This window comes from Marivita sp. (assembly GCF_017643905.1).
Taxonomy (GTDB): Bacteria; Pseudomonadota; Alphaproteobacteria; order Rhodobacterales; family Rhodobacteraceae; genus Marivita.
This window is the reverse complement of the sequence record NZ_JAEPMO010000058.1, coordinates 1-25998: the sequence shown is the minus strand read 5'-3', so window position 1 is coordinate 25998 and position 25998 is coordinate 1. Positions and strand designations below refer to the sequence as shown.

26 protein-coding genes are annotated in these 25998 nt (G+C 57.1%); 15 read left to right on the top strand and 11 right to left on the bottom strand.

Annotated features, from left to right (window positions below; genetic code table 11):
• Window positions 1–146 precede the first annotated feature (146 nt).
• On the bottom strand, window positions 147–992 hold the full coding sequence (locus JJ869_RS10960) for a DMT family transporter (RefSeq protein ID WP_292267097.1): 846 nt from the start codon (window positions 990–992) through the stop codon (window positions 147–149).
• A 255-nt stretch (window positions 993–1247) separates the two neighbouring features.
• Here JJ869_RS10960 and JJ869_RS10955 point away from each other — a divergent pair, with 255 nt between their 5' ends.
• Genes JJ869_RS10955 through JJ869_RS10940 form a run of 4 tightly spaced genes read left to right on the top strand, consistent with a single transcriptional unit; the run spans window position 1248 to window position 4817 of the window.
• Window positions 1248–3617 (top strand): aminomethyltransferase family protein, encoded by a 2370-nt coding sequence (locus tag JJ869_RS10955; protein ID WP_292267094.1) that lies wholly within the window; start codon window positions 1248–1250, stop codon window positions 3615–3617.
• Window positions 3614–3979, top strand: coding sequence for a hypothetical protein (locus JJ869_RS10950; RefSeq protein WP_292267092.1), 366 nt, complete (start codon window positions 3614–3616; stop codon window positions 3977–3979). The genes JJ869_RS10955 and JJ869_RS10950 overlap by 4 nt, the downstream gene beginning before the upstream one ends.
• Window positions 3980–3981: 2 nt before the next feature.
• The gene (locus JJ869_RS10945) at window positions 3982–4389 is read left to right on the top strand and encodes a group II truncated hemoglobin (protein WP_366510443.1); all 408 of its coding nucleotides are present in this window, start codon (window positions 3982–3984) and stop codon (window positions 4387–4389) included.
• Window positions 4386–4817 carry a hypothetical protein gene (locus JJ869_RS10940; RefSeq protein ID WP_292267089.1) on the top strand — a complete coding sequence of 144 codons (432 nt, stop codon included), beginning with the start codon at window positions 4386–4388 and terminating at the stop codon, window positions 4815–4817. Before JJ869_RS10945 ends, JJ869_RS10940 begins: the two co-directional genes overlap by 4 nt.
• 1 nt (window position 4818) lies before the next feature.
• Here JJ869_RS10940 and JJ869_RS10935 read toward each other — a convergent pair whose 3' ends face one another.
• Window positions 4819–6153 (bottom strand): NAD(P)/FAD-dependent oxidoreductase, encoded by a 1335-nt coding sequence (locus JJ869_RS10935; RefSeq protein WP_292267087.1) that lies wholly within the window; start codon window positions 6151–6153, stop codon window positions 4819–4821.
• A gap of 165 nt (window positions 6154–6318) precedes the next feature.
• Between JJ869_RS10935 and JJ869_RS10930 the strand changes: the two genes are divergently transcribed.
• Window positions 6319–6717: a hypothetical protein gene (locus JJ869_RS10930; RefSeq protein WP_292267086.1), complete on the top strand. Its 399-nt coding sequence runs from the start codon at window positions 6319–6321 to the stop codon at window positions 6715–6717.
• A 47-nt stretch (window positions 6718–6764) separates the two neighbouring features.
• Here the strand turns inward: JJ869_RS10930 and glnT are convergent, their stop codons facing one another.
• The 4 genes from glnT to JJ869_RS10910 all read right to left on the bottom strand — a co-directional run bounded on the left by glnT (window position 6765) and on the right by JJ869_RS10910 (window position 11124).
• Complete coding sequence (gene glnT, locus JJ869_RS10925) at window positions 6765–8093, bottom strand: type III glutamate--ammonia ligase (RefSeq protein WP_292267084.1); 1329 nt, start codon at window positions 8091–8093, stop codon at window positions 6765–6767.
• 66 nt (window positions 8094–8159) lie between these two features.
• Window positions 8160–9506 carry an FMN-binding glutamate synthase family protein gene (locus JJ869_RS10920; protein ID WP_292267081.1) on the bottom strand — a complete coding sequence of 449 codons (1347 nt, stop codon included), beginning with the start codon at window positions 9504–9506 and terminating at the stop codon, window positions 8160–8162.
• 11 nt (window positions 9507–9517) lie between these two features.
• Window positions 9518–10201: a protein GlxC gene (locus JJ869_RS10915; protein WP_292267078.1), complete on the bottom strand. Its 684-nt coding sequence runs from the start codon at window positions 10199–10201 to the stop codon at window positions 9518–9520.
• On the bottom strand, window positions 10201–11124 hold the full coding sequence (locus JJ869_RS10910) for a glutamine amidotransferase family protein (protein ID WP_292267075.1): 924 nt from the start codon (window positions 11122–11124) through the stop codon (window positions 10201–10203). Before JJ869_RS10910 ends, JJ869_RS10915 begins: the two co-directional genes overlap by 1 nt.
• Before the next feature lie 215 nt (window positions 11125–11339).
• Between JJ869_RS10910 and JJ869_RS10905 the strand changes: the two genes are divergently transcribed.
• The 6 genes from JJ869_RS10905 (at window position 11340) to JJ869_RS10880 (ending at window position 16935) form a co-directional block, all read left to right on the top strand.
• Window positions 11340–12755 carry an ammonium transporter gene (locus JJ869_RS10905; protein WP_292267073.1) on the top strand — a complete coding sequence of 472 codons (1416 nt, stop codon included), beginning with the start codon at window positions 11340–11342 and terminating at the stop codon, window positions 12753–12755.
• A gap of 21 nt (window positions 12756–12776) precedes the next feature.
• Window positions 12777–12947, top strand: coding sequence for a hypothetical protein (locus tag JJ869_RS10900; protein ID WP_292267070.1), 171 nt, complete (start codon window positions 12777–12779; stop codon window positions 12945–12947).
• A gap of 158 nt (window positions 12948–13105) precedes the next feature.
• A complete protein-coding gene (locus tag JJ869_RS10895) occupies window positions 13106–14257 on the top strand; it encodes an aminomethyltransferase family protein (RefSeq protein WP_292267068.1) in 1152 nt (383 codons plus the stop codon).
• A 53-nt stretch (window positions 14258–14310) separates the two neighbouring features.
• A complete protein-coding gene (locus JJ869_RS10890) occupies window positions 14311–14907 on the top strand; it encodes a dimethylamine monooxygenase subunit DmmA family protein (protein ID WP_292267065.1) in 597 nt (198 codons plus the stop codon).
• On the top strand, window positions 14904–15866 hold the full coding sequence (locus JJ869_RS10885) for a PDR/VanB family oxidoreductase (RefSeq protein WP_292267063.1): 963 nt from the start codon (window positions 14904–14906) through the stop codon (window positions 15864–15866). The genes JJ869_RS10890 and JJ869_RS10885 overlap by 4 nt, the downstream gene beginning before the upstream one ends.
• Window position 15867: 1 nt before the next feature.
• A complete protein-coding gene (locus JJ869_RS10880) occupies window positions 15868–16935 on the top strand; it encodes a DUF3445 domain-containing protein (protein WP_292267061.1) in 1068 nt (355 codons plus the stop codon).
• A gap of 57 nt (window positions 16936–16992) precedes the next feature.
• Here JJ869_RS10880 and JJ869_RS10875 read toward each other — a convergent pair whose 3' ends face one another.
• Window positions 16993–17628: an XRE family transcriptional regulator gene (locus tag JJ869_RS10875; RefSeq protein ID WP_292267100.1), complete on the bottom strand. Its 636-nt coding sequence runs from the start codon at window positions 17626–17628 to the stop codon at window positions 16993–16995.
• A 174-nt stretch (window positions 17629–17802) separates the two neighbouring features.
• Between JJ869_RS10875 and JJ869_RS10870 the strand changes: the two genes are divergently transcribed.
• Together JJ869_RS10870 and JJ869_RS23165 are read left to right on the top strand one after the other, a co-directional pair.
• Window positions 17803–18498, top strand: coding sequence for an AraC family transcriptional regulator (locus tag JJ869_RS10870; RefSeq protein WP_366510442.1), 696 nt, complete (start codon window positions 17803–17805; stop codon window positions 18496–18498).
• A gap of 9 nt (window positions 18499–18507) precedes the next feature.
• Entirely contained in the window at window positions 18508–18753 is a 246-nt protein-coding gene (locus tag JJ869_RS23165) for a helix-turn-helix transcriptional regulator (protein WP_366510445.1), read from the top strand.
• Here the strand turns inward: JJ869_RS23165 and JJ869_RS10865 are convergent.
• From JJ869_RS10865 to JJ869_RS10850, 4 genes are read right to left on the bottom strand one after another with little or no spacing between them, the layout of a single operon-like run.
• Window positions 18750–19313, bottom strand: coding sequence for a sarcosine oxidase subunit gamma (locus JJ869_RS10865; RefSeq protein ID WP_292267059.1), 564 nt, complete (start codon window positions 19311–19313; stop codon window positions 18750–18752). The two genes, JJ869_RS23165 and JJ869_RS10865, sit on opposite strands and share 4 nt — an antisense overlap.
• Window positions 19306–22245 carry a sarcosine oxidase subunit alpha family protein gene (locus JJ869_RS10860; RefSeq protein WP_292267057.1) on the bottom strand — a complete coding sequence of 980 codons (2940 nt, stop codon included), beginning with the start codon at window positions 22243–22245 and terminating at the stop codon, window positions 19306–19308. The genes JJ869_RS10865 and JJ869_RS10860 overlap by 8 nt, the downstream gene beginning before the upstream one ends.
• On the bottom strand, window positions 22242–22529 hold the full coding sequence (locus JJ869_RS10855; RefSeq protein WP_292267055.1) for a sarcosine oxidase subunit delta: 288 nt from the start codon (window positions 22527–22529) through the stop codon (window positions 22242–22244). Before JJ869_RS10855 ends, JJ869_RS10860 begins: the two co-directional genes overlap by 4 nt.
• 13 nt (window positions 22530–22542) lie before the next feature.
• The gene (locus JJ869_RS10850) at window positions 22543–23793 is read right to left on the bottom strand and encodes a sarcosine oxidase subunit beta family protein (protein WP_292267053.1); all 1251 of its coding nucleotides are present in this window, start codon (window positions 23791–23793) and stop codon (window positions 22543–22545) included.
• 273 nt (window positions 23794–24066) lie between these two features.
• Here JJ869_RS10850 and JJ869_RS10845 point away from each other — a divergent pair, with 273 nt between their 5' ends.
• Both JJ869_RS10845 and JJ869_RS10840 read left to right on the top strand, forming a co-directional pair.
• On the top strand, window positions 24067–25008 hold the full coding sequence (locus tag JJ869_RS10845; protein ID WP_292267050.1) for an ABC transporter substrate-binding protein: 942 nt from the start codon (window positions 24067–24069) through the stop codon (window positions 25006–25008).
• Between the two features lie 72 nt (window positions 25009–25080).
• Window positions 25081–25998 (top strand): glycine betaine/L-proline ABC transporter ATP-binding protein (locus tag JJ869_RS10840; RefSeq protein WP_292267049.1); only part of this gene is annotated, 918 nt, incomplete at its 3' end.

The window sequence follows — 25998 nt, the reverse complement described above, 5'->3', positions numbered from 1 at the left end:
CGCCTGCTGCAGAGCGCATGGCATCGAAGAACCCGAAGGGCTCACAGCCTGAGCCCCGCGCCGGGCGATCGCCCTGCCTTCCTACGCCTGCGCCTTGGGCAACGCGCACAGCATCTCAAACAGAAGATTCGATGCAATCAGAGGTCTCAGAGTGCGAGAAAACCAACACCTGCGAAGGCGACGGCGCATCCGGCCCATTGTGCGGAGGTCATCCGCTCTTTGAGAAACATCCATGCCAGTATGACTGTCAGCATTCCGAACAGCGACGAAGACACTGATGCGTATTTGGCGTTCTCCAGAGCCCCCGCTGACAAGACACACATTAATGCTATGCCATCGGCAAGACCCATCGCGACAAGCCATGGAAGCGCTTTTCGTCCTGCCCAGAAGGGTTGTTTGAACAGGAAGAGCACGACAATAACGAGCAGCAGAGCGGTCACGCGTGTCACAAGCGTGCTTGGCATTTCGTGGCTCATGGCGGCAGCAGGTTGTCCCAAAGCGAACGTGCCCGCAAATCCGGCCGCCGCGATCAGCGCAAATAAGATGGTTGGCCCGATGGGCGGAGTCTCTTCATCGCTCGTGTCCGAAAGGGCTGCGACGCAAGACACGCCGCCGACGATCGCAAGAACGGCAAGCCATTGAAGCGCAGACACAGGGGTTCCCTGTAAGGCGGCCCAGCCCACAGACAGGATCGGATACCCGGCGATCAACGGGGCGACCAGTCGAACGGGGCCCCTTTCGAACGCATAGTAAAGGCCGAAGGTTGCGATGATGAAGGAGATGCCTGCACCGACCGACAGATAGACTGCCTGTGCGGGCAGGGCCTGAACTGTGCCTGTGGTGAGTGTCGCCGCTGTGTGAAAGATGAGGCCGGTCAGAATGACAGTAAAGATGCACGCACTGATCGGGGTTCTTTGGCTGAGGAAACGAACACAGATATCGTGAAATCCCCAGCAGAGAGCGGCAATAAGTCCAAGGGCGAGAGCGCTCATCTATTGATTCGACCTTAAAGGGTTCATGCAAAAACAACTTGTCGCGAAACCGAAAAACGAGCCGAACATACGCGTATAGTTTTCGGGAGAGACACGACCAAACCGAATGGCCGAGATCACATCGGGGACCCCGCCAAGAAAACTGATGTTATGATTGATCATCGGTTCGAATCTGTTTGCCGTGGTCTGCATTGTCTGTATTCTTTTAATTAAACATTTATTCCGTTCATGCAACTCACGTCAGGGAGGGTCAAAGTGCTCGACGACTATCCAAGTGTGCGACCAGGGCCCCCGAAACCCAGTGCGATCATCAAGCCGCGTGTGTTTTCATTACCGCCGGGCACGGAGCGATATGTCGTCGAAGGACAGGGTGCTGTTCTCATCCCGATCGAGACCGGTGATCAGCTGACCATCATCAATGACGAAGGTGGGCAACCCTGCGAGATCGTGGTCGCAGACGGCAAAGGCCGTGTGGATGCTGGGATCATTGGGGCAACAGCGCAGGGGCCCGCAGGTGGTCTGAAATCACTGCTGACGTCGGATGACCAATCCTTGCGTGGGTTGCGTATGGGCCTCGACGCGCGTGGCATCGACCTGGGAAAAGCGCAAGCGGTTCATCTGTTCGAAAGAACGACACCTGCCAAGACCGAAGCAAGCTTTACCGCCGTTCGAAATGGCACGGTGATCATCGCAGCGCCTGGGCCCGTTATGAACTTCGAGACGCAGGATACGGCGACCTCACTGACCGTCATGATCAAACGGGCAACTCTCAAAACGCAGGCGCGGTTCGCTTTGCCAGACCCGCTCGCGGATCCGTTGAGTGACGTGCGTATCCACAGCCAGACGGCAAAGGCCTATTTCGTGAAGGCAGGTGACTACATCCAGATCATTGATGTCGATGGGCGGCAATGCACGGATTTCGAATGCTTTTCCGCGCGAAAGCTCGACAAGGGCATTGAACATGCGCTGGATGTCACCACGACGCGCACGCTTATGGGCCACGCCTATCCCATGCCCGGACTGCACGCGAAATACTATGATCAGGAAATGGTGCCTTTGGTCGAGGTGGTGCAGGACACCTGCGGGCGCCATGACGCTTTTGCGATGGCGTGCACCGCGAAATACTATGACGATATCGGCTATCCGGGGCATGTGAACTGCTCGGATAATTTCAACAAGGCGCTTGCGGAATACAACGTCACAGGCCGTCCCGGTTGGATGGCCATCAACTTCTTCTTCAACACGTTCCTCGACGATCACGGCGTCATGTATGCCGACGAACCCTGGAGCCGCCCCGGAGACTACGTTCTGTTGCGGGCATTGACGGATATCGTCTGTGTGTCCAGCGCGTGTCCCGATGACACCACGCCTGCAAATGGCTGGAACCCGACCGATATTCACATACGCACCTACAGCGGCAAGGAAACCTTTCAAAAGGCCATCGCGATCCGTGCCACACCAGATTCAGAGGCCAAAATGACCAAGCAAACCGGTTTCCATGACAGTTTTGCCAAACACACACGCAACTTCGTCGAGTATAATGGCTATTGGCTGGCCAATTGTTTTGCCACCGCGGGGCCCATTGCCGAATATCACGCGTGCCGGGAAAAATGCGTAATCCTTGATCTGTCGCCGCTGCGCAAATTCGAGATTACAGGCCCTGACGCCGAAGCACTGTGCCAGTATGCGTTTACCCGCAACATGAAGACGCTGCCTGTGGGCGGTGTGGTGTATACGGCGATGTGCTACGAACATGGCGGGATGATTGACGATGGCACCGTGTTCCGGTTGGGCAAGGATAATTTCCGCTGGATCGGTGGTTCTGATTATGGCGGAGAATGGCTCCGCGAATTGGCCGAAAAGAACGGCCTCAAGGTACTTGTCCGGTCTTCGACCGACCAGATGCACAATGTTGCCGTGCAGGGGCCCAAGAGCCGCGATCTCCTGCGCAAGCTGGTCTGGACCGCGCCGCATAATCCGGAATTCGATCAGCTGGAGTGGTTTCGTCACACGCCAGCGCGCTTGCGCAATGAGTCCGGCACGCCCTTTGTTCTGAGCCGCACCGGCTATACCGGAGAGCTGGGGTATGAGGTTTTTTGCCATCCGAAGGACTGCAAGGAAATATTCGATGCGATATGGGAGGCCGGACAGGAACACGGACTCACGCCTATGGGGCTTGAAGCGCTCAACATGGTGCGGATTGAAGCTGGGCTGATTTTTGCCGGCTACGATTTCTCGGATCAGACGGATCCGTTTGAGGCGGGTATCGGGTTCACCTGCCCCTTGAAGTCAAAGACGGATGATTTTGTCGGGCGCGACGCCCTCATCCGTCGCAAGGAACATCCGATGCGCAAGCTTGTCGGCCTTGAGATCGACAGCAATGTTGATGTGAGCCACGGCGATTGCATCCATATTGGCCGGGCGCAGATCGGTGAGGTCACATCGTCCATGCGATCGCCCTTGTTGAACAAGAACATTGCCTTGGCGCGGATCGACATTGCACATGCAGCGCCCGGAACCGAGGTCGAGATCGGGAAACTGGACGGACACCAGATGCGTCTGCCTGCACGGGTTGCCGAAACGCTTGCCGCGTATGATCCCAACAAGGAGCGTCCCCGGTCATGATCCGCGTTGCCGTCGCATTGGCCGTTTTCGCCGGAGCCGTTGAGGCACAATCGGTCAAGCTGCGCGGAGATGAGATCGCCATATTGCTGTCCGGGAATACCGCTGTCGGGATGTGGGAGGGGCACGCATACCGCCAATATTTCGATGCGGACGGAACCACGATCTATGCGCAGGACGGTGGAACGTCTTTGCGAGGAACGTGGCGGGTCGACGGAGATGAATACCAGAGCATTGGGATCATTGACGAGGACTGGGAAGGCCGGTTTGTCATGGAATATGGCGGGCAATGGTTTTGGGTCAGCAAGACCGTTCCGCCCACGCCCTTCGAGGTGATCGAAGGGAATACGTTGGTCGCGGAATGAGCATGCTTGACGACATCGGTGGTGAGCAAAAGCTGCGCGATCTTGTCGAGTTGTTCTACGATCTGGTCGAGACCCTTCCTGAAGGGTCTAATTTGCGACGCCTGCACTCCCGGGGTCACGGAGTGCCCCATGCCCGCGTCGAGCAGTTCAATTTCCTGAGCGGGTTCATGGGCGGTCGGGCCTATTACCAAGAAAAGCACGGGCATATGGATGTGAAACTGATGCATGCCCATGTGCCAATTCGACGGGGAGACGCCGAAAACTGGCTGATCTGTATGCGAACGGCGCTGGCTGAAGAAGCGCACGCTGGGCCACATATCGACAAACTGAATGCAGCCTTTGAACGGGTCGCGATGGTATTGATCAACGAGGTACCCGATTGGGAAGACCATTTGGCGGCGTCTGGATGAAACCGCATTTTACGGCAGGGCTGATCTTTTTGCTGTCCGTCGGGTCAGCGGCCCAGGCCGATATGTGTGACAAGACCCTGACACTCGGCACCAGCAACGCCGATCTCACTTTGACTCTTCCGGGCACCGAGAAGTCCACAAAGTGCACACGATCATTGGTACTGTCTGGAGGATCACAGGTGCATTGTGGGTGGGCGTTTCCTTACCGCGCCCCTGAAGCGACCGCAGCGTTCGAACGTCTTGTCAGAACGGTGGCCGCCTGTCTTGGAACCGAAGCCAGCATGACGGCAGATCAGGACGTGAACCACCCAGATTTTTTCGATCTCCAGACCTTTCAATCGAAAGGCCGGGAGATCGGAGTATCGCTCAAGGACAAGGCGGGCCTATCAGAGACCTACGTTTTCCTCAGAATTGCGGTATCAGACTAACTCAGTTCTGAAGATAGACCTCAAGGCTGTCGTCCAATGCATCCTTCCAAGGGGTGTGGTGCAACGGAGCCATCGTTCCCGTGATGACGGATTTGTAGGCGTTGTTGCGGAATCCCATGATGTCCGCCTTCTTGTGCCCTTTCCATTCCTTGAATGCCTTGCATGCTCCTTCGACATCAAAGTCCGGGTAGTCTGTTTCTGAAATCAGTTCCTTCGTGTAGTCGCCCTGATACCAGATGCAGGCATAGTCATCTTCAAGCGCTGCTTCCGCCGCTTTGCGGGCATCCACGTCGGCCACCATGGTTGCGTGATCGGGCAGGGCAATCCGGCCCATGATCACGTCCCGCACCCACCAGGCTTGGGCATCGAACATGTTGAAGGTGAACCACTGGTCCTGCATCCCAAGATAGAACAGGTCCGGCTCGTGTACGTACGTGGTGCCCTTGTAGAGATCGTTCGAGGCCAGAACGTTCGGTGTCTTGAGGCGCAGACTGTCCGGCAGGAACGGGAAGTGGTGCTTGTACCCTGTACACAGGATCACCGCGTCGACATCCCGGCTGCTGCCGTCCTTGAAATGCGCTGTCTTGCCTTCCACCTTGGTGAGCAGGGGCACTTCTTTCCAGTTGTCCGGCCATTTGTAGCCCATGGGCGCGGTGCGGTGGCTGACAGTGATGCTGTTGGCGCCGTATTTCCAAAGCTGCGAGCCGATGTCTTCTGCTGAATAAGACGTACCGACGATCAGGACGTCCTTGCCCACAAATTCCATCGCGTCCCGGAAATCATGGGCATGCAGCACGCGGCCCTTGAAGGTGTCGAAACCATCGAAATGGGGCACATTTGGAGTGCTGAAATGGCCCGTTGCGACAATCACATGGTCAAAGTGCTCTGTGTATGTGTGATCTTCGGGCAGGTGGCAGACCGTTACATTGAACCCGGTATCGGTCTTTTCGACCCAGCGGACCGTCGTTTCAAACCGGATCCAATCGCGCACACCTGCTTTTTCTACGCGCCCCTGAATGTAGTCGAAAAGGACGGCTCGGGGTGGATACGATGCGATCTGCTTTCCGAAATGTTCCTCAAAGCTGTAATCGGCGAATTCGAGCCCTTCCTTGGGGCCATTGGACCACAGGTAGCGGTACATGGAGCCATGCACCGGTTCACCGTACTGATCCAGACCAGTTCGCCACGTGTAGTTCCAAAGTCCGCCCCAGTTGGCTTGTTTCTCGAAGCAGACGATTTCCGGAATTTCAGCGCCTTTGGCCTGAGCAGACTGAAATGCGCGCAGCTGTGCAAGGCCTGACGGCCCAGCCCCTAAAACAGCAATTCGCTTGGTCATCGTATGGTTCCTTTTTGTGAAAACACTCTTCGCTTCATTGCAATGAAATCACCACTATAAGTCAACTATTTTTCTTATTGGTAAAATGACAAAAGCCGTTTTCGCCTGTTGGACAGGCTCGATTTTGCAGATAGCCTTGTCGAGAAATGCAGTGGGGGCAGGGGCATGGAACACAACAAACCTCATTTCAGCTTCTGGATCATCGCTGCAGCGGGTCTTGTCTGGAATCTGATGGGGTGCTTGAACTTCATCACGCAAACAAACCCGGAAAACGTTGCCCGGATGCCTGAGATCTACCAGGTGATCATCGCGGGACGACCAGCTTGGGCAACAATCGCTTTTGCTTTTGCGGTTTTTGGCGGTGCTGTCGGGTGCATCCTTATGTTGATGCGCCGTCAGATGGCGTTCCCCGTCCTTGCAGTATCTTTTGCGGGGATAGTCGTAACCGCGTGGTTCACGTTCAGTATTGTTGGGCCCGTCCCTGCAATGCTGTTGTCGATCCTCGTCGGTGCGGCCTTGCTTTGGTACGCGTCTATCGTGCGCCGGTTCAACTGGCTCCGATAAAGAAGGCGGCTGGCCTGCGCACGGCATCGCTGCGCAGGCCTTTTTTGTTAGATATCCAGCGTGTTCGCCTTTTCCCAAGTCGAGAAGTGGGAGGCGTAGTCGTTCCACTCTTCGTGCTTCAATTTGAGGTAAGCGGCCGAGAATTCTTTGCCCATCGCCTCTTTAAGGCCCTCGTCCTTGTCGTACGCACGAAGCGCATCGAGCATGTTCAAAGGCAGTTTCGGCGCATCCGTGACCGTGTGGCCTTCGGAATACATGTCGATATCGTGCCGCTTGCCCGGATCAGCTTTTGAGCGGATGCCCGATAGACCTGCGGCAATGATAACCGCCTGCAACAGATAAGGGTTGGCCGCACCGTCGGGCAGGCGCAGTTCAAACCGGCCGGGCCCGGGGACGCGAACCATGTGGGTCCGGTTGTTCCCTGTCCAAGTTACGGAATTCGGTGCCCAAGTGGCACCCGAGGTGGTGCGCGGTGCGTTGATCCGTTTGTAGCTGTTTACGGTCGGGTTTGTGATCGCCGCAAGCGCACTCGCGTGCTTCATGATCCCGCCAAGGAAGTACTTGCCGCGTTCGGACAGGCCCACTTCGCCCGTCTGCCCCGTGCCTTCACCCGCAAACACGTTGGTCTTGGCCGCCGCACCCGGTGCGTCCCAGACCGAGATATGCGCATGGCACCCGTTGCCTGTCAGACCTTCGATCGGCTTGGGCATGAACGTCGCGCGGTAGCCGTGCTTTTCCGCAACGCATTTCGCCATGAACTTGAAGAACGAGTGCTTGTCCGCCGTGCGCAGCGCATCGTCGAAGTCCCAGTTCATTTCCCACTGACCGTTCGCGTCCTCGTGGTCATTCTGATACGGGTTCCACCCCAATTCGAGCATATGGTCCGAAATCTCGCGGATCACATCGAGGCGCCGCATAAACGCTTGCTGATCGTAGCAAGGCTTACCTGCTGTGTCGTATTGGTCAGAGATTTGCTGACCATCTGGTGTCAGCAAGAAAAACTCGGCTTCGATCCCGGTCTTTACATGCAAGCCTTCGCTTGCAGCTTCCTCGATCAATCGGCACAACACGTTGCGCGGTGCCTGCTTGAGCGGTTTGTCCTCCATCACGCAGGTGGAGGGAACCCACGCGATTTCCTTGTTCCAAGGTAGAATAATTGCGGCTTCCGGATCTGGAACTGCCAGCATATCCGGATGTGCCGGGGTCAGGTCGAGCCATGTGGCAAAACCGGCGAACCCTGCGCCGTCCTTCTGCATGCCGGCAATTGCGCGCGCAGGAACCAGCTTGGCGCGTTGACCCCCAAAAAGGTCGGTGTAGGAGATCATGAAGTACTTTACGCCATTCTGTTCGGCGAATTTTTCGAGGTCTGTTGCCATTGGTCTTCTTCCCTGTCGTAAAAAATGCGGGGCGCGGTCTGATGTTCAGCCGCGCCCTCGTTATGGTCAGTAGGTTGTGCCGGGTTTGCCGGGGTACCAGTTCGTCCCTGCCAGCGGCACCTGCGCCATGGCAGCGGCTTCCATGGTCAGCGCAACAAGGTCTTCCGGCTCCAGATTGTGTAGATGGTTCTTGCCGCAGGCCCGCGCGATGGTCTGCGCCTCAAGGGTCATCACCTTGAGGTAGTTTCGCAGGCGGCGTCCGCCTTCCACCGGGTCGAACCGAGCCATCAATTCCGGATCCTGGGTCGTGATCCCGGCGGGGTCTTTGCCTTCGTGCCAATCATCGTACGCGCCGGCAGTGGTGCCCAATGCATTGTACTCGGCTTCCCATTTCGGATCGTTGTCCCCGAGCGCAATTAGCGCCGCCGTACCGATTGCCACCGCATCGGCACCAAGGGCCATTGCTTTGGCGACATCGGCACCGGACCGGATGCCACCGGACAGGATCAATTGCACCTTGCGATGCATGCCGAGATCCTGAAGCGCCTGTACGGCGGGGCGCACAATCGCCAGCGTGGGCTGTCCTACATGTTCGATGAAGACGTCCTGCGTTGCCGCCGTTCCGCCCTGCATCCCGTCAAGAACCACCGCGTCTGCGCCTGCCTTGACGGCCAGAGTTGTGTCGTAATACGGGCGGGCGCCTGCGACCTTGACGTAGATTGGCACTTTCCAACCCGTGATCTCACGCAGTTCGAGGATCTTGATTTCAAGATCATCCGGTCCTGTCCAGTCCGGGTGACGACAGGCAGAGCGCTGGTCGATCCCTTTGGGCAGATTGCGCATTGCGGCGACCCGATCGCTGATCTTCTGGCCCAGCAGCATGCCACCGCCGCCGGGTTTTGCGCCTTGGCCGACGACAATCTCGATTGCATCTGCCTTGCGCAGATCGTTGGGGTTCATGCCGTAGCGAGACGGCAGATACTGATAGACAAGCTTGGTTGAATGGGTGCGCTCTTCAGGCGTCATTCCCCCGTCACCCGTCGTTGTAGACGTTCCGGCAGCCGATGCACCACGTCCCAGAGCCTCTTTCGCCGGACCGGACAGCGCACCGAAGGACATGCCGGCGATGGTGATCGGGATATCCAGCTCAATCGGATTTTCGGCGTGTAGGCCACCGATGGTCACAGAGGTTTCGCACTTTTCGCGGTAACCCTCGAGAGGATACCGCGATATCGACGCACCCATGAACAGCAAGTCATCAAAAGACGGGAGTTTACGCTTCGCACCGCCACCGCGGATATCGTAGATGCCCGTAGCAGCCGCGCGACGGATGTCGCTGTTCACGTCTCTGGTGAAGGTCGCGGACATACGCGGCGTGGTCTGCGGGATGCCCTTGGGGTCATTATTGTTCATTCGGTGGATCCTCAATACGCGCCAGCGTTGTCGACATGGAAGTTGTATAGTTTTCGCGCTGAACCATAGCGCGTGAACTCGCTCGGGTCCGCGTCAATTCCCGCTTCGTCCAGAAGGCCCCGCAGGAACGTGATATGCTCCTCGCGCATTTCTTTCTTAATGCAATCGGCACCAAGGCTTTTGACCTTGCCGCGCACGAAGAACCGCGCTTCGTAACAGCTGTCCCCAAGCGCGTCGCCCGCGTCGCCGCAAACGACAAGGTTGCCGGATTGCCCCATGAAGGCGGACATGTGGCCGATGCTTCCTTGAACGACGATATTCACGCCCTTCATGGAGATCCCGCAGCGTGAGGAGGCATTGCCCTTGACCACGATCAGGCCGCCTTGGCCCGTGGCACCAAGATACTGACTTGCGTCACCCTCAATCACGATCTTGCCGGACATGATGTTTTCGCCGGTACCAGGGCCCGCCGAACCGTGAATGTTCACCGTGGCCTGCTGGTTCATGCCCGCGCAATAGTACCCGGTCGAGCCCTTGATGGTGACCTCAATCGGTGCATTCAGTCCGCAGGCAATGGCATGCGACCCGCGCGGATTCACGATTTCCCACGACGTCTGATTGGTCTCGGCTGACTGGGCTTGCAGCATCTTGTTGGTTTCGCGAAGGCCAACTTTGGATAGGTCGATCGTTTGCATCAGGCGGCTTTCTCTGTGGCGGTAGGGGTATCGTTATGGCTCCAGAAGTAGACAGTTGCCGGTTCTGGCTCCCACACCCGTGCGGTTTCAATGCCGGGCAGATCGACCAGTGCGCGATACTCTGACCCAAATGCCACATATTGATCGGTTTCTGCCATGACCGCAGGCTTGCAGGCGATCGGATCACGAACGACGCCAAAACCATCCTTGGTTCCGACAACAAAGGTGAAGAACCCGTCGAGATCCTGAAGGCTGCTTTCCAGTGCTTCGCCGAGCGTTGCACCGTTCTGCATTTTCCATGTGAGGTAGGCGGCACCAACCTCTGTGTCGTTTTCGGTTTCGATATGGATGCCTTCGCGGCGCAGCTTGCGGCGCAGAGAGTTGTGGTTGGACAACGAACCATTGTGCACAAGACATTGATCGGGGCCCGTGTTGAAGGGATGAGCGCCCATGGTCGTGACAGCCGATTCCGTCGCCATACGCGTATGTCCAATGCCATGTGTGCCCGACATTTTGGCAAGCTCAAACCGGGCCGCCACATCTTTGGGCAGACCGACTTCTTTGTAGATTTCGAGACTGTCGCCAAAACTCATCACGCGGATGCCCATTTCGTTCAAAGCAGCACGCACCTTAGCCGTTGATCCGGCGGGTATATCGAGAACGGCATGTGTGCTTTTGACAGTAACGTTGACTGGCCCGCCAGCTGCATCCTGCAGCTTTGCGCCGAGATCGGAAAACGCCTTGTCAGGATCATCCGACTGGACCGTCATCTTGCTACGGCCGGGCGTTTCCCCGCCATATATCGCGATACCGGCGCTGTCTGGACCCCTGTCCGTCATGGTGATCAACATCGCTGTGAGCATCTCGCCCAAGCGTGGTTCAAGAGACCTGTCCTTCAGAAAAAGACCTACAATTCCGCACATTCGAAAGCTCCCGACTCAAGTTCTGGCGTTTTTTGGCCAGCGATTGCGCTCGACGCTACCACCAAATTTCCAAAACTCAACCATCAGGAAACTTTTTTTCTTAACGGGTAAAAAACTCTAGGCGAAATCGACATTTTGTGCTTCATTTTCGGCAACACACACACGTAGGGCACACCAAAAACAAGAAACCAATCCGACTCGGAGGACGAAAAACCGTGGAAGAACAACTCGCTGAACTTGCTGCCAAGGTGGCGGAACTAGAGGCGGCAGGGGGCGGCGCCGCCGTCACGAACACCATGTTCGCCGAAACCTTCTATTACATCACAATCCCGCTGATGATCCTCATCCATGCGGGATTTCTTGCTTATGAGATGGGGGCATCGCGGCTCAAGAACGTGCTGTCATCGGGCGTTAAAAATATCCTGGCGTTCGCCTTTGTCATCCCGACCTTCTATTTCTTTGGCTGGTGGGTCTACTGGGGTTTCCCCACAGGTCTGCCGGGCGCTCCGGGGCCTGCTGGCATCTCCGGCGTCGAATACGCCAACGCGATTGCTTGGGGGTGGGGTGACAGCGCCCAGTATATGGGGCCGAACATCGCCGATCAGGCGTCTGGCGTCTTCTTCGGGGCGTTTGCCCTCTTTGCGGCCACAACGGCTTCGATCATGTCAGGAGCGGTCATTGAGCGTATCCAGACCATCGGCTTTATCATACTCGCGATTGTGCTGGGATCGTTTGCCTGGGTCGTCGCTGCGGCGTGGGGTTGGCACGCAGACGGTTGGCTGGTCACCCAGTGGGGCGTCCACGACTTTGGCGCTGCGGGTCTGGTCCACGCTGTTGCCGGGTTCTTTGCGCTTGGGGTGCTGATCAACCTCGGACCGCGGATTGGCAAGTTCAATGCGGATGGCACGGCTAATCACATCCCGGGGCATAACATGCCGCTGACGGTTGTTGGCCTGATGCTGATCATCGTGGGCTTTTGGGGATTCCTTATGGCCTGCGTGATCGTTCCGGGTGAAGCATGGTCATGGTTCGGCGACAAGCCGTCGACGATCTACGGCACGCCGATCACTCTGTCCGCCCTGTCCTTCAACATCCTGATGGCGGTTGCAGGCGGCATCATCGGGTCTTGGGTCATGACACGTGATCCATTCTGGATGATGTCCGGCGCTTTGGCCGGGATCATCTCATCCGCGTCGGGGCTTGATATCTACTATCCCGCACTTGCCTTCATCATCGCGTTTTCGGCTGGTGTCATCCTCAAGCCATGCGCCGACTGGTTGGAAAACCGGGGGATCGATGACGCGGTTGGCGCAGTTACGGTTCACGGCACAATCGGCCTCTACGGTGTCGTGATGCTGGGCATCTGGGGGTCTGGTTTCCCGTCTCTGCAGGGTGCAGCCGGCGAAGCTCCGACAATTTCCTTTGTTGGCCAGCTGATCGGTGCCATCGTCTTTTTCCTGCTTGGGTTTGTCCCGGGATACGTATGCTCGTTCATCCTCAAGATGTTTGGGTTGCTGCGCGTCCGCGAAGGGGCCGAACGGGCTGGCATGGACCTCGTGAAGGTTCCGGCGGCAGGCTATCCGGAATGGGGCGCCAACGCGCCTGTGACACCTGCGCATCCCGCAGAATAATGACATTCAAAGGAGAACATCATGTTTCCATATGATCAAGCCACGTGGGACGTCGTTGATGGCGCCATGTTCATGGGGTGGGGTGGCGCCCTGCCTGGGCTGACGACCTTGATTGCAGCAATCATTTGTGTCGTGGTTCTGGTGATCGGGCAACGCTCTGAAACCGCGAAGGCCAAAACCTTCGACAAATAGGCTCAAATGCCTTGCGAGATTGGGGCTGCCTAATTGGGCGGCCCCTTTTCGTTTGAATTGCCTGCGAGGAAAAAAAGTTGCATGCGATTGTTGCTTTTTGAACCAAGCTAAGGCTCAATGTGCCGTAACGAAAACAGAGTCGAAGACAGGGGAACAGTATGGCTATTCTTTGGAGAGCCTCAGCGCTTGCACATCGTCATGCGGAGATCGGCGGCGAGCTGGAGGACTGGAACGGCATGGGAACGGCGTGGTTCTATGACCACACACCGGAGCGCGCCAAAGCTGATTACGAAGCGGTCCGAACCAAAGCCGGTCTGATGGACGTGTCCGGCCTGAAAAAGGTCCACGTCGTGGGCGCGGATGCAGCTTACGTGATTGATCGCGTAACCACGCGCGATGTCGAGAAGATCGCACCAGGCCGGTCGACCTATGCCTCGATCCTGAATTCGGAGGGCAAGTTCGTCGATGACTGCATTATCTACCATATCGCGGTCAATTCCTGGATGGTGGTCCATGGCACAGGCATGGGGATGGAACAGCTTGCCGCTGCCGCAGCTGGAAAGAGCTGTGAGATCCTGTTTGACGATGACCTGCATGATATGTCGTTGCAGGGACCTGTGTCGGTCGACCTGCTGGCCAAGGAAATCCCCGGCATCCGCGATCTGGCCTATTTCGGCATGATGCAGACGCGGCTTTACGGGCGCGATGTCATGATCTCGCGGACGGGATACACCGGTGAACGCGGATACGAGATTTTCTGTCGCGCCAAGGACGCCGTTCATCTGTGGGACAGCATTCTGGACGCGGGTAAGGATATGGGCGTTCGCCCTGTGCAGTTCTCGACGCTCGATATGCTCCGGATCGAAAGCTATCTGCTGTTCTATCCCGGCGATAACTCGGAAACCTTCCCGTTCGAGAACGAACCATGCGGCGATACGCTGTGGGAACTGGGTCTCGATTTCACCGTGTCTCCCGGAAAGAAAGGATTTGTCGGTGCCGAGAACCATTATGCCCTGAAGGGCAAGGAGCGGTTCAAGATCTACGGTGTGAAGCTGTCCGGCGATGCAATGGACCGAATGGAAATGCACGCCCGTGTGCATCATGATGGCAAAGACGTCGGCGTGATCACCTATGGCCTGTCGTCTGAACTGAATGGGTATTCTGTTGCCATTGCGCGCCTTGATCCTTCGGTGGCCAAGCCGGGCACTCTCCTGACCGTGGTGCAGCCCGACGGAACAAAGCTTGCCGCGACAGCGGAAGAAATGCCGTTCTACGACAAGGACAAATCAATCCGCACTGCAAAGGGTTGAACGGATCGGGTGCAGGCGAAAGTCTGCGCCTGCCTGCATTCAAAAGGGTAAAGATGACGAAATTCACATTTCCCCAGAGTATCAAAAGCCGCCCGATCTATGGTACGCTCGAAGCCCGCGACGGCTCCGCGCATCTGCTGGTCGCGGACGCGCATGGGGCCGAGGCAATTCTGGATGTCGCCACGCCTGAAATGATGGCCAAGGCGCATATTATCTACATCCCCAAGGGCGAACATTTCGAAGACAAACTGCGCGCGTTGAAACCCGCCTTGTTTTACTCCGGGCCTAGTTATTCCGCAGCAGAACCACGCCTGCGCAAAGCCTTGGCTGATGCCCGAATGGGCTTGCAGGTCTATCTGACCGGCACAGAGGGCCTCATGGGGCAGGCAATGAATGCGGCCATGGCGGCCGGCATCCCACACACCGCTATACAGACCGAGCATCGCGGCAGCGTTGCGCGTCGGATGCAGTGCGTGCATTGCAAAGGCATCACCGAAGATGTGGAAACCGATCCCTTTGTGTGCAGCCACTGTGGCCTGAACCTGTTTGTACGTGACCACTATTCACGTCGACTTGCCGCCTATCAGGGCGTTCGCGTCGACGCGGAAGACCCAGGAAATGTGCCAGAGCCGAAGGGGATATACGAATGAGCGGTGCCGAAAAAATCGCCGTCACAGTCACGGATATCGTACCGGTGAACGAGCTTGTCACGCGGTTTGAATTCAAACGCAGCGATGGCGGCTTGTTGCCAACCTTTTCCGGCGGCGCTCACACCGTTGTTGAAATGCGCGATGGCGACATCACCCGGCTGAACCCGTATTCACTCATGTCCGATCCGATGGACCAGACGGCCTACACGATTTCCGTGCGTCGCGACGATCAGGGGCGCGGCGGGTCGCTCTTCATGCACACCAAGATTGCCATCGGGGACGAGATGGTCATCTCTTACCCGGTCAATCTGTTCAGTCTTGATCTGCGCGCCAAAAAGCACCTCTTTCTGGCGGGCGGCATCGGCATCACGCCGTTTCTGGCGCAGATCAAACAGCTTGAGCGCTTTAATGGACATTGGGAACTTCACTACGCCTGCCGCACCCAAAGCCTTGGGTCCTATGTGGATGAACTGACCAGCCAACACCCGAACGAGACACACATTTACTACGACGATCAGAAACAAGTGATTGATCTGGTCAGACTTCTGGACGGACAGCCCTTGGGAACGCACGTGTACGTATGCGGACCCAAAGGGATGATCGAATGGGTACGTCAGACCGCCGCTGCCGAAGGGTGGCCGCGCGAAGCTATCCATTACGAAGAATTCCTTGCGCCGCAGCCCGGCAAACCCTTCGAAGTCAAGCTGGCTGTCTCAAACAAGGTTATTTCGGTTGGCGAACACGAAAGCCTGCTTGAAGCGATCGAACGCGCCGGTGTCGATGCGCCGTATCTGTGTCGTGGCGGTGCCTGCGGGCAATGCGAAACGAATGTGATCGACTACTCTGGCACCTTCATTCACCGCGATCACTGGCTGGATGACGCAGAGCACGCAAGCGGCCAAAAGATCATGCCGTGCGTGAGCCGCTTTGAAGGAAAAACCCTGGTACTGGACCGCTGACATGACCATTCAATTCAACGAAGAATCCTTCCGTGACGATTATTCCTTCTACAACTCCGAACGGGCGATCAAACGGTTTCCGTTCCCGTTTCACGAAGACAGCTACATGTATTCGGTCAACATGGAACAGCACCGTGGCGGCCCGAAAGACTCCGTCTACGAAAAGCGGTTTGATGTAGACGAACACTACATCTCCGAGATGCGGGATCGCGCAATCGTGCTGGCCGAGGACCCACTGCGCTGCCAGTCTTTGCCGCACATGACCCTTGCGGGATGGGATTTGCTGGAACTGATCATGGTGTCCAAGTCCGAGGACTATCCTGATCTGTTCGAACTGCATCGCGACGGCAATACATGGCGGTGGATCAACAAGCCTTTGGGAATTGACGACACGTTTACTTTCCTCGACGACGCCACACTGCCCTATGGCCCGATGGAATACATCACCCGACAGGCGCAGGGTGACTTTGCCGTTCTCGACCAGCGTGATGACAACCTGTGGATGGACGCGGGGATGGTCACCACGCAGGCGGACTGGTCGCTTGATTTCGACATTGGGATGAACTTTTTCGAATGGCACGCGCCTGTTCCGCTCGCCCATGAAAAAGGCATCTTTGTCCGCGCTTTGAAGTTCCTGTTGAACATCCAGCAGGGCGCGCCTGCACGGCGCCTGAACTGGACGATGACGGTGAACCCGCTTTTGGACACAAGCCCGGAAAACTATCACAAATGGGGCATCCAAAAGACGACCCTGACACCGGAAAATATTGGCGCGAAGCAACATCTGCGTGTCGAATTGCAGACCTTCTTCCGCTTGCCCCGTTCAAACGCGCTTGTCTTCCCGATCCGCTGCTACCTGTGCAGTTTTCAGGATCTGATGACTGTGCCGAAATGGGGCCGCAGATTGCACCGCGTGGTGCGGGATTTGCCGGTCGAGCTGGCGACCTACAAAGGGTTCATCAACAACCGTCCAATGATGCTCGACTATCTCAAGAACTTTGATGACGGCTTGCCAACATCGCCGGGGATTTGGCCGGACCTTGAGACAGAGCCACCGTTGCAGAAGTGATACGCAAAATATGCCCGAGTGCCCATGAGAAAAGGGCTTCGGGTGCGTGTCTTGGACTTATGTTTCTTGCGGATAACTGATGATGGAAAGGTACCGTGCGGGCAGTTTGACAAGGTTCTCTGGCCCATGCGGAGCATCGGCGTCAAAGAACAGCGTGTCACCAGGCCGCAAGCTATAGATGTTGTCGCCGTGGCGATAATCCACTTCGCCTTCCAGCATATAGATCGTCTCGATCCCGGCGTGCTGAAACGTCGGGAACACGTCTGCTTCGTCTGACAGGGTGATCAAATAAGGCTCTACGATCACACCGCTTGAATTGGCACCGATATGTCCAAGCAGATTGTACTGGTGGTTGGCCCGTGTCCCGGCGCGCTCAAGCTCCACGCCTTCACCGGCTTTGGTGTGCACGGCAGTGCGGGATTCTTCAAATCCCCGGAAGAAAGCCGTCAGGGGAACATTCAAGGCATGGGCAAGGCTTTGCAAGGTGGTCAGTGACGGCGACGTGTTCCCGTTCTCGATCTTCGACAGCATCCCGATGGATATTCCTGTCGTCGCCGAAAGTTCCGAAACGGTGACTTCTTGCTTGCGACGGAAAGCGCGGACTTCGCGTCCGATTGCCACCTCAAGCACCTTTTCCCGGTTATCGACAACACGGTGAGGATCCTGGTGCAGAGCAGTATTCGTTGCGGACATTCCGCCAGCTTGTTTATTCATCGCGACACCCAAATTTTTCAGATCTGCTCTACAGACAGCGTGACTTTTGATCAACTTGATCGATATTGTGGCACGAGTCTTTCCCGTTAGTATAAACTTATGCACTCAGATGAAAACATCCACATAGGATTTCTGATCTTTCCGGGATTTCCTATGGCCTGCCTGACCTCGATGATCGAGCCGCTCCGCGCCGCGAACGAGATCGTGGGGCGCGAGATATTTGCGTGGTCCCTTATCTCCGAGGATGGAAACCGGGTTGAGGCGAGCGCACGCGTCGGATTCGACCCTCATATGGCGCTCGCAAATGTCGAAACGCTGGATCAGCTCTACCTGCTCAGCGATCCGTCGTCACATTTCAAGGACCGTCAGAACTCCAATGGGAAACTCCGCAAACTGGCCCGTCACGGAACGACGATCGGAGCGATAAGCGGCGGCGTGTTTCCTCTTGCGCGATCGGGTTTGCTGGATGGACACGCCGCGTCGGTTCATTGGTGTTATGCTGCGGCCTTTGCAGAAGAATTCCCCGACTTCACGCCTTCTACAGATGTAATCAGCATCGACGCACGACGGTTGACCGCGTCGGGGGCAGCAGCTGCGTTTGACCTGTCCCTGCATCTGATCGAAAAGGCCGTCGGTTCGGGTGTGGCGACCGAAGTGGCGTGCTGGTTTCAGCATCCCATGATGCGGGGGCAGGGGGTTCCGCAACGCAAACCGACCTTCGCCGCAGAAAGCACGAATGACATGCTGCCGCGCATGGTGCGTGACGCGATTGCGATGTTCTCGGATCACCTCGAAGACCCACTGAATATCACCGACGTTGCACGAGAGGTGGGCGTGTCGGTGCGCTAGTTGGAACGTGTGTTTCAGAACACCACAGGCAGAACCCCGCTTGTCTACTACCGATCTTTGCGCATGCACAAAGCGCGACAGCTGCTGCTATACGGCAATTACACAATATCCGAAGTGTCCACGGCCGTCGGGTATGCGTCTTCCTTTACGCTGATCAAGAACTACACCGAAGTTTTCGGCATTCATCCCAAGGACGACCGCAAGAAGGTCAATATGTTCCGCGCCAGCAACAACCGGGTTGCGCCTTTGGCTTAAGCGGTCGATTGGGCTGCTGTCATCAAAGCATGGTGCAATGATCCGGCAGAAGCGCGGGGGCCAAGAATACGCAGGTGATGCGGATCAGCCTGACGGATCACGAAGCACCCCAATTGGTGAATCATGGTGCGCCGCGTATCTCCGGCCTGCATCTTGCGGATCGGAACGGCGCACAGGCGCTCTGTCACATCTGCCAGTCCCGGTCCAACCAAGTCAAAACTGACCCACGCTCCGGATTGTTCGGTCACTGACGCGCAGCCCCCGAACCGGGTTTTGAGATCGTCCGCCAAGAGCTCATGCGTTTGCCTCGGAGCTGCGATCATCCATTGCTCAGGTCCCATCCAGAAACCGGACTCGGGCTCGCGCAGCACCGCCTCACCCGGACCTGGCACCGCCCCAAGCAAGTCCTGCATAGTCTTGTGACATGCATCCTCTGACCCAAGCCGTGCGGCCACAGACGCCAGCGCAAGACCATCGTTTTCCGAAATCGAAATATGGTGGAACGTGTCAACGCGCGGCTCGGAACCGCCAAGCGCCGTGATGGTTTTCAGATCATGCACGAAGTCGTTCTCCTTCGGGGTCGATAAAGTGTGGACTCACGATTTCCACTTCCGTTTCCACTTTGGTCAACGGGCTGACCAGTCGCATCCGTTCACCCATGCGTTCGGAGCCATTCTTGAGGAAACCCAACGCGATGGCATGCCCGAGGCATGGGGAATAGCAGGCCGAGGTGACGTAGCCCTGATCGTGTGCGGCATCCACCGGCCCTGTGAGGGACATCAGATGTGAGCCAGCAGGCACTGAGGCCTTGAGATCAACGGGTTTGATCCCGACTTGTCGCAGATCATCATCCCTGTTCAGGCCTTCGCGTTCCGAAAGAATGGACCCGATGCTGTCCTTCTTCTTGGACACCATACGCCCCATCCCAAGGTTCTGGGCGGTCGTTGTGCCGTTCAATTCATTGCCGGCCGCGTGACCTTTCTCGATGCGCATGACGCCCAAGGCCTCAGTGCCGTAGGGTGTGATATCGTATTCGGCACCGGCTTCCATGATCTTCCGGATCAGTGCATCGCCATAGGCGGTCGGAACGGCGATCTCATAGGCCAATTCACCGCTGAACGAGATACGGAACAACCGCGCCCTCAATCCCCCGCAAACGGTGATGTTTGCACAGGCCATGAAGGGGAACGCTTCGTTCGAGATGTCCTGATCCACGATCTTTTCAAGAACCCGCCGACTGTTCGGGCCAGCGACGGAATATTGTGCCCATGCCTCGGTCGTCGAGATAAGCTGCACGTCCATATCAGGGAACAGACACTGACGGACGAATTCCATATGGCGGTACACGGGCAGGGCATTTGCGGTTGTCGTGGTCACAACGAAATGATCTTCAGCAAGCCGTGCCGCTGTGCCGTCGTCTTTGGCAATGCCGTCTTCGCGCAGCATCAAGCCATAGCGGGTCTTGCCGACTTCGAGTTTGGCAAAAGCATTGCAGTAGATTTTGTTGAGGAACTCCGCCGCGTCCGTGCCCTGTACGTCAACTTTGCCCAGCGTGGTGACGTCACAAACGCCCACAGATCCGCGCGTTGCCAGCACCTCACGGTCCACGCTTTGCCGCCAGGTTGTTTCGCCCGCGCGCGGAAACCATTGCGCGCGCAGCCAGTTGCCGACTTCGACAAACACCGCGCCTTGTTCCTTGGCCCAATGGTGGCTGGGCGTCAGCCGTTTGGGGTGGAAGTCCTGGCCGCGATGGCGGCCACCGAACACGCCGATCGCCGTCGGTGTGTAAGGCGGACGAAAGATCGTCGTGCCAACTTCGGGGATCGTCTTGCCAGCCAGTTCGGCCATGATGGCAAGACCACCCATGTTCGATGTCTTTCCCTGATCTGTTGCCATGCCCAGCGTGGTATAGCGTTTCAGGTGTTCGACGGACCTGAAGCCTTCCTGATGGCTGAGTTTGACATCCTTGACGGTCACGTCGTTCTGTTGGTCAAGCCATGCTCGGGAACACCCTTCGACATACCAGAAGGGTTTGAGATTGACGGGCGCATCTTCGGCCTTCGGGAAGCTTGGGATGTCCCCCTTAAGATCAAGTGCCGACATCGCCGAGTGCGCGCCGCTTCGCAATGCACCGGCGGTCGACATCTCTCCGGATGCGGCACCTGCCACGGTCATTCCAGCAGGTAGGTGATCACCCGGTACAAAAGCTGCGAGCGCCTCGTTCCAGACCGGCCGACCCCGCTGGTGACACGTCAGATGCACATTGGGGTTCCAACCGCCGGACATACCCAACGCGCCACAGTCCAACCTGCGAGTTGATCCACTTGTGAGCTTGACCTCAATTGAGGTCAGCCCAAGACGGCCTTTTGTATCAATGACTTGACCCTCAATTACCTCGTAATTGGTGCTCTTGGGTGCATCGGGGCGCACATCGATAACGGCCGCGATCTTGATACCTTTGGCGTGCAAGTCCGCTGCCGTCCGGTGCCCGTCATCGTTGTTGGTGAAAATGGCAACACGCTTGTCCGCGGCAACCGAGAACCTGTTGGCATAAGTCCGTATCGCCGAGGCCAGCATGATGCCGGGTCGGTCGTTGTTTTCAACCGCGATTGGCCGTTCCGTTGCGCCTGCGGCCAGTACCGTCCGCTTTGTGTAAATGCGCCACAGGATTTGGCGCGGTTTACCCGCATCGGGGGTGTGGACATGATCGCTGACCCTTTCGACCGCGCCGTAAATGCCGTGATCGAAAACACCGATCACCGTGGTGCGCGCCATGAGACGGACATTGGGCAGGCTTTCCAGTTCGGCGACCACCCCATTGGCCCAGTCCGCGCCGCTGGCATCCCCCAGCGAAAACGTCTCGCTGTTGAGGCGTCCGCCCATGCGGAAATCCTCATCGGCAAGGATCACGTCGACCCCGGCCCGCCCGGCGGTCAATGCGGCGGCCAGCCCTGCAGGACCGGCGCCAACGATCAACAGGTCACAGTGCAGGAAGCCTTTGTCATAAACGTCGGGATCGTCCTTCAACGACAACGATCCAAGGCCGGCCGCATGGCGGATCAGCGGCTCATAGAGTTTTTCCCAGAACGCGGCGGGCCACATGAATGTCTTGTAGTAGAAGCCAGCGGTGAGGAAGTTCGACAAGCGATCATTGATCGACAAAAGATCGAATTTCAGAGACCCAAGACGGTTCTGGCTTTTTGCGAACAGCCCGTCAAAAAGCTCTGTCGTGGTGGCGCGGGTGTTGGGTTCCTGACGCGCACCGTCGCGCAATTCGACCAACGCGTTGGGCTCTTCAGACCCGGCGGTCAGCGGGCCTCGGGGACGGTGGTATTTGAACGACCGTCCCATCAGACGAACACCGTTCGCCAGCAGGGCAGAGGCCAGCGTATCCCCGGGATGGCCGCGGTAGGTGACACCGTCGAACGTAAAGCTGTGGGTGCGACTGCGGTCGATTTGTCCGCCCGTCGCGATCCGGTTTTTCTGGGTCATTTGCTGCGTCCCCGCGAACGTGCCACATCGCGGGCCAGTTCGACTTTGGAAATCTCGTGTGTGAGTGTGTTGCGTGTGACCACGAGCCACGAGCGGTCGCCTGCTTCGTGGAACCACAATTCCTGATGCCACCCAGCCGGGTTGTCCCGAAGGTAGCCGTATTCAAAGAATTCCTGCGCGGCGTTTTCCGACTGCCAGTCCGGACGGTCGATCAACCTTGCGTCGCCAAGGTAAGTGAACTCGGCAGCATCGCGCGGACCCAGAAGGGGGTGTTCGATAATCATGTATGGCGACCTTTCAATGCAGGTTGGGCTGATTGCCCATCCCTTTTTCGTCGATCATCAGACCCTTCTCGAAACGATCGAATCGATACGCTGCGGCAGTGGGGTGGGGTGTGTCGCGCACCAGCAGATGTGCAAAACAGTACCCACTTGCCGGGGTCGCCTTGAAGCCGCCGTAGCACCAGCCCCCGTTGAAATAGAGCCCTTCGATATGGGTTTTGTCGATGATCGGTGACCCATCCATGCTCATGTCCATGATGCCACCCCACATGCGCAGCAACCGAGCGCGGCCAAACGCCGGGAAGATGGCCATGCCGCCTTCGCACACATCTTCTACAACCGGGAGATTTCCGCGCTGCGCGTAGGAATTGTAGCCGTCTATGTCGCCACCAAAGACAAGCCCACCTTTGTCGGACTGACTGACGTAGAAATGACCGGCACCAAAGGTGATGACACCGGGCAGAACAGGCTTGAGACCCTCGGACACAAACGCCTGCAAGACATGGCTTTCGATGGGAAGACGCATTTCGGCTTTGGCCATCAGACGACCCGACGAACCCGCGACGGCGCACCCCACTTTTCCGGCACCAATGAACCCGCGTGATGTTTCGACGCCCAGGCACTTGCCGTTCTCAATGCGGAAACCTGTGACTTCGCAATTCTGGATGATGTCCACACCTCGGCTGTCGGCGCCGCGCGCATATCCCCAGGCGACTGCATCATGGCGTACGGTGCCGCCACGGTGTTGGGCCAACCCGCCCTTGATCGGGAAGCGTGCGTCTTCGGTGTTCAGGAAGGGATAGCGTTCCTTGATCTGTGCAGTTGTCAGCAACTCGGCATCGGCACCGTTAAGGATCATCGCATTGCCGCGTCGGACAAAGGCGTCGCGTTGGGCGTCCGTATGGATCAGGTTCAGAATGCCGCGCTGCGAGACCATCGCGTTGTAGTTGAAGTCCTGCTCCAGCCCTTCCCACAGTTTCAGCGAAAACTCGTAGAAGGGTTCGTTCCCATCGAGAAGGTAATTGGACCGAATGATCGTTGTGTTCCGCCCGACGTTACCGCCACCAATCCAGCCCTTTTCGAGCACAGCAATACGCTTCTGCTGAAACTCCTTGGCAAGATAATAGGCGGTGGCAAGTCCGTGGCCGCCGCCGCCGATAATGACGATGTCATAGTGCGGCTGCGGCTCTGGATCGCGCCAGGCAGGGGCCCAACCCTTATGTCCCGTCAAGGCCTCTTTCAGAACCTTGAAACCCGAATAGCGCATGTCGAGAATCCTCATTTTTTTGGCAACTTGCCGTAACAAAAGCCGGAAATCCGCTCGAGATTGGACATCGATCATTGCATTTGCGACATTGCGTAACCGCTTAACAATTAGGCACTAGAAAGAAAAAAACTTGATTGAGAGGAAAATGCTGCGAAGATGGATGCTGATGCATACCACAGCACGAAGAATCGCTGGTTATCGTATCTGTTCGCTGACGGTTAAGGGCCGACGGCACCGTGCCCCATCTGAGGGCAACACATAGGGAGATAAGCAATGAACAAATTCACGACAGCTTTGACGGCAGGGGTCCTTGCCCTTGCGCCGCTGAGCGCTTTCGCGGCTGACAGCGACGATCCGATCGTTATTCCGATCCATAACTGGTCCAGCCAGATCGTTATGTCCAACGTCGTCGGTCAGATCCTCGAAATGAACGGAAATGCAGTCGAATACGTCACCACTGACAGTCAGGCCGTTTACGAGTCGGTGCGCCTTGGTGACGTGACGCTGGAACTGGAAGTCTGGGAAGGTGCATTTGGCGCATCCTTCCGTGCAGCACTGGACAAAGGCGGCATCGTTGATGTGGGCGACCATAATGCGGTCACCCGCGAGGATTGGTGGTACCCGATGTGGACCAAGGAATCCTGCCCGGGCCTCCCAAGCTGGGAAGCTCTGAACGCCTGCGCCTCCGTGTTTGCAACGGCTGAGACCGGTGACAAAGGTCGCTACCTTGACGGTCCGGTGGACTGGCTCAAGCACGGTCAGGAACGCGTCGAAGCGTTGGACATGGATTTCGTCGTGGTGAACGCAGGCTCTGCAGCCGCTCTCTGGGCTGAAATCGGCGCTGCTGAAGCTGACAAGCGTCCCATCGTCGTGTTCAACTGGACGCCCAACTTCGCCGAAGCTGTTTGGCCCGGCGAATTCGTCGAATTCCCGGCATGGGTAGACGGCTGTGACAAGGACCCGGCTGTTGGTCCAAACCCGAATGCCCTTTACGACTGCGGCAATCCCGCGGACGGATACTTGAAGAAAGCGGCATGGGACGGCATGCAAGCAAAATGGCCGTCGGCATACGCCATCTTGGAAAAGGTCAACTTCACCAACCCGCAGATTGCTGAAATGGCCAAGCTGGTCGATATCGACGAGATGGAGCCGGCAGAGGCAGCGGAAGCCTGGTTGGAAGCCAATGAGGACATTTGGAAGAGCTGGCTGAACTGATTGGCCGCCAATTCTGACCTATGATTGATCCCCGTCCGGGTTCGGGCGGGGACACCTGCATAAAGGATTGCCATGACTGCTCACAAGCCCGTGATATCCTGTCAGAACGTTTGGAAGATCTTCGGACCAGACCCAAAGGCTTTCATCAAGAGCATGCCCGAGGGCATGAGCTATGACGAGATCAGGGCAGCAGGGTACATCGCCGGCGTAAAAAACGTCTCCATTGATGTCCACAAGGGCGAGATGCTGGTCATCATGGGGTTGTCCGGTTCCGGCAAGTCTACGCTGGTGCGGTGTTTCTCAAGACTGCACGACATCACCGGCGGGACGATTACGGTCGAAGGTCAGGACATCATGTCCTTGTCCGAAAAAGACCTGATCGAACTGCGTCGCTCCAAAATGGGGATGGTGTTCCAATCCTTCGGTTTGCTGCCGCACAGGACAATTCTGGAGAATGTCGCGTTCCCGCTTGAAATGCGTGGACAGGACAAACACACACGTCGCGAACGCGCGTTGGAAGTCATCAAGCTGGTCGGTCTGGAGGGGCGCGAAGACTATTTTCCACGCGAATTGTCCGGCGGACAACAGCAGCGCGTTGGTATTGCACGCAGCCTCGCCATTGAGCCGGATATCTGGTTCCTGGACGAACCGTTCAGCGCGCTTGACCCCTTGATCCGCAAGGAAATGCAGGACGAGTTCCTGCGCCTGCAGCAGTTGTTGAACAAGACGATTGTCTTCATCACGCACGATTTTGACGAAGCGCTTCGCCTCGCCGATCGCATTGCGATCATGAAAGATGGCGCGGTCGAGCAATGCGACACACCGGATCAGATCGTTCTGCATCCGGCGACGGAATATGTCCGGAAATTCACCGAAGACATCGACAAGGCCCGCGTCGTCCATGCCGGGGTGTTGGCGCAGGCGCAAGCCGTCGGCGAAGGCGAACCGCAGGACGCGCGCACGACCGTCCATGATATGGCACGCATGTTG

Coding starts and splice junctions, on each gene's coding strand:
- JJ869_RS10960 (WP_292267097.1), bottom strand. CDS start 992: ATGAGCGCTCTCGCCCTTGGACTTATTGCCGCTCTCTGCTGGGGATTT.
- JJ869_RS10950 (WP_292267092.1), top strand. CDS start 3,614: ATGATCCGCGTTGCCGTCGCATTGGCCGTTTTCGCCGGAGCCGTTGAG.
- JJ869_RS10945 (WP_366510443.1), top strand. CDS start 3,982: ATGCTTGACGACATCGGTGGTGAGCAAAAGCTGCGCGATCTTGTCGAG.
- JJ869_RS10940 (WP_292267089.1), top strand. CDS start 4,386: ATGAAACCGCATTTTACGGCAGGGCTGATCTTTTTGCTGTCCGTCGGG.
- JJ869_RS10935 (WP_292267087.1), bottom strand. CDS start 6,153: ATGACCAAGCGAATTGCTGTTTTAGGGGCTGGGCCGTCAGGCCTTGCA.
- JJ869_RS10930 (WP_292267086.1), top strand. CDS start 6,319: ATGGAACACAACAAACCTCATTTCAGCTTCTGGATCATCGCTGCAGCG.
- glnT (WP_292267084.1), bottom strand. CDS start 8,093: ATGGCAACAGACCTCGAAAAATTCGCCGAACAGAATGGCGTAAAGTAC.
- JJ869_RS10920 (WP_292267081.1), bottom strand. CDS start 9,506: ATGAACAATAATGACCCCAAGGGCATCCCGCAGACCACGCCGCGTATG.
- JJ869_RS10915 (WP_292267078.1), bottom strand. CDS start 10,201: ATGCAAACGATCGACCTATCCAAAGTTGGCCTTCGCGAAACCAACAAG.
- JJ869_RS10910 (WP_292267075.1), bottom strand. CDS start 11,124: ATGTGCGGAATTGTAGGTCTTTTTCTGAAGGACAGGTCTCTTGAACCA.
- JJ869_RS10900 (WP_292267070.1), top strand. CDS start 12,777: ATGTTTCCATATGATCAAGCCACGTGGGACGTCGTTGATGGCGCCATG.
- JJ869_RS10895 (WP_292267068.1), top strand. CDS start 13,106: ATGGCTATTCTTTGGAGAGCCTCAGCGCTTGCACATCGTCATGCGGAG.
- JJ869_RS10890 (WP_292267065.1), top strand. CDS start 14,311: ATGACGAAATTCACATTTCCCCAGAGTATCAAAAGCCGCCCGATCTAT.
- JJ869_RS10885 (WP_292267063.1), top strand. CDS start 14,904: ATGAGCGGTGCCGAAAAAATCGCCGTCACAGTCACGGATATCGTACCG.
- JJ869_RS10880 (WP_292267061.1), top strand. CDS start 15,868: ATGACCATTCAATTCAACGAAGAATCCTTCCGTGACGATTATTCCTTC.
- JJ869_RS10875 (WP_292267100.1), bottom strand. CDS start 17,628: ATGTCCGCAACGAATACTGCTCTGCACCAGGATCCTCACCGTGTTGTC.
- JJ869_RS10870 (WP_366510442.1), top strand. CDS start 17,803: ATGGCCTGCCTGACCTCGATGATCGAGCCGCTCCGCGCCGCGAACGAG.
- JJ869_RS10860 (WP_292267057.1), bottom strand. CDS start 22,245: ATGACCCAGAAAAACCGGATCGCGACGGGCGGACAAATCGACCGCAGT.
- JJ869_RS10855 (WP_292267055.1), bottom strand. CDS start 22,529: ATGATTATCGAACACCCCCTTCTGGGTCCGCGCGATGCTGCCGAGTTC.
- JJ869_RS10850 (WP_292267053.1), bottom strand. CDS start 23,793: ATGCGCTATTCGGGTTTCAAGGTTCTGAAAGAGGCCTTGACGGGACAT.
- JJ869_RS10845 (WP_292267050.1), top strand. CDS start 24,067: ATGAACAAATTCACGACAGCTTTGACGGCAGGGGTCCTTGCCCTTGCG.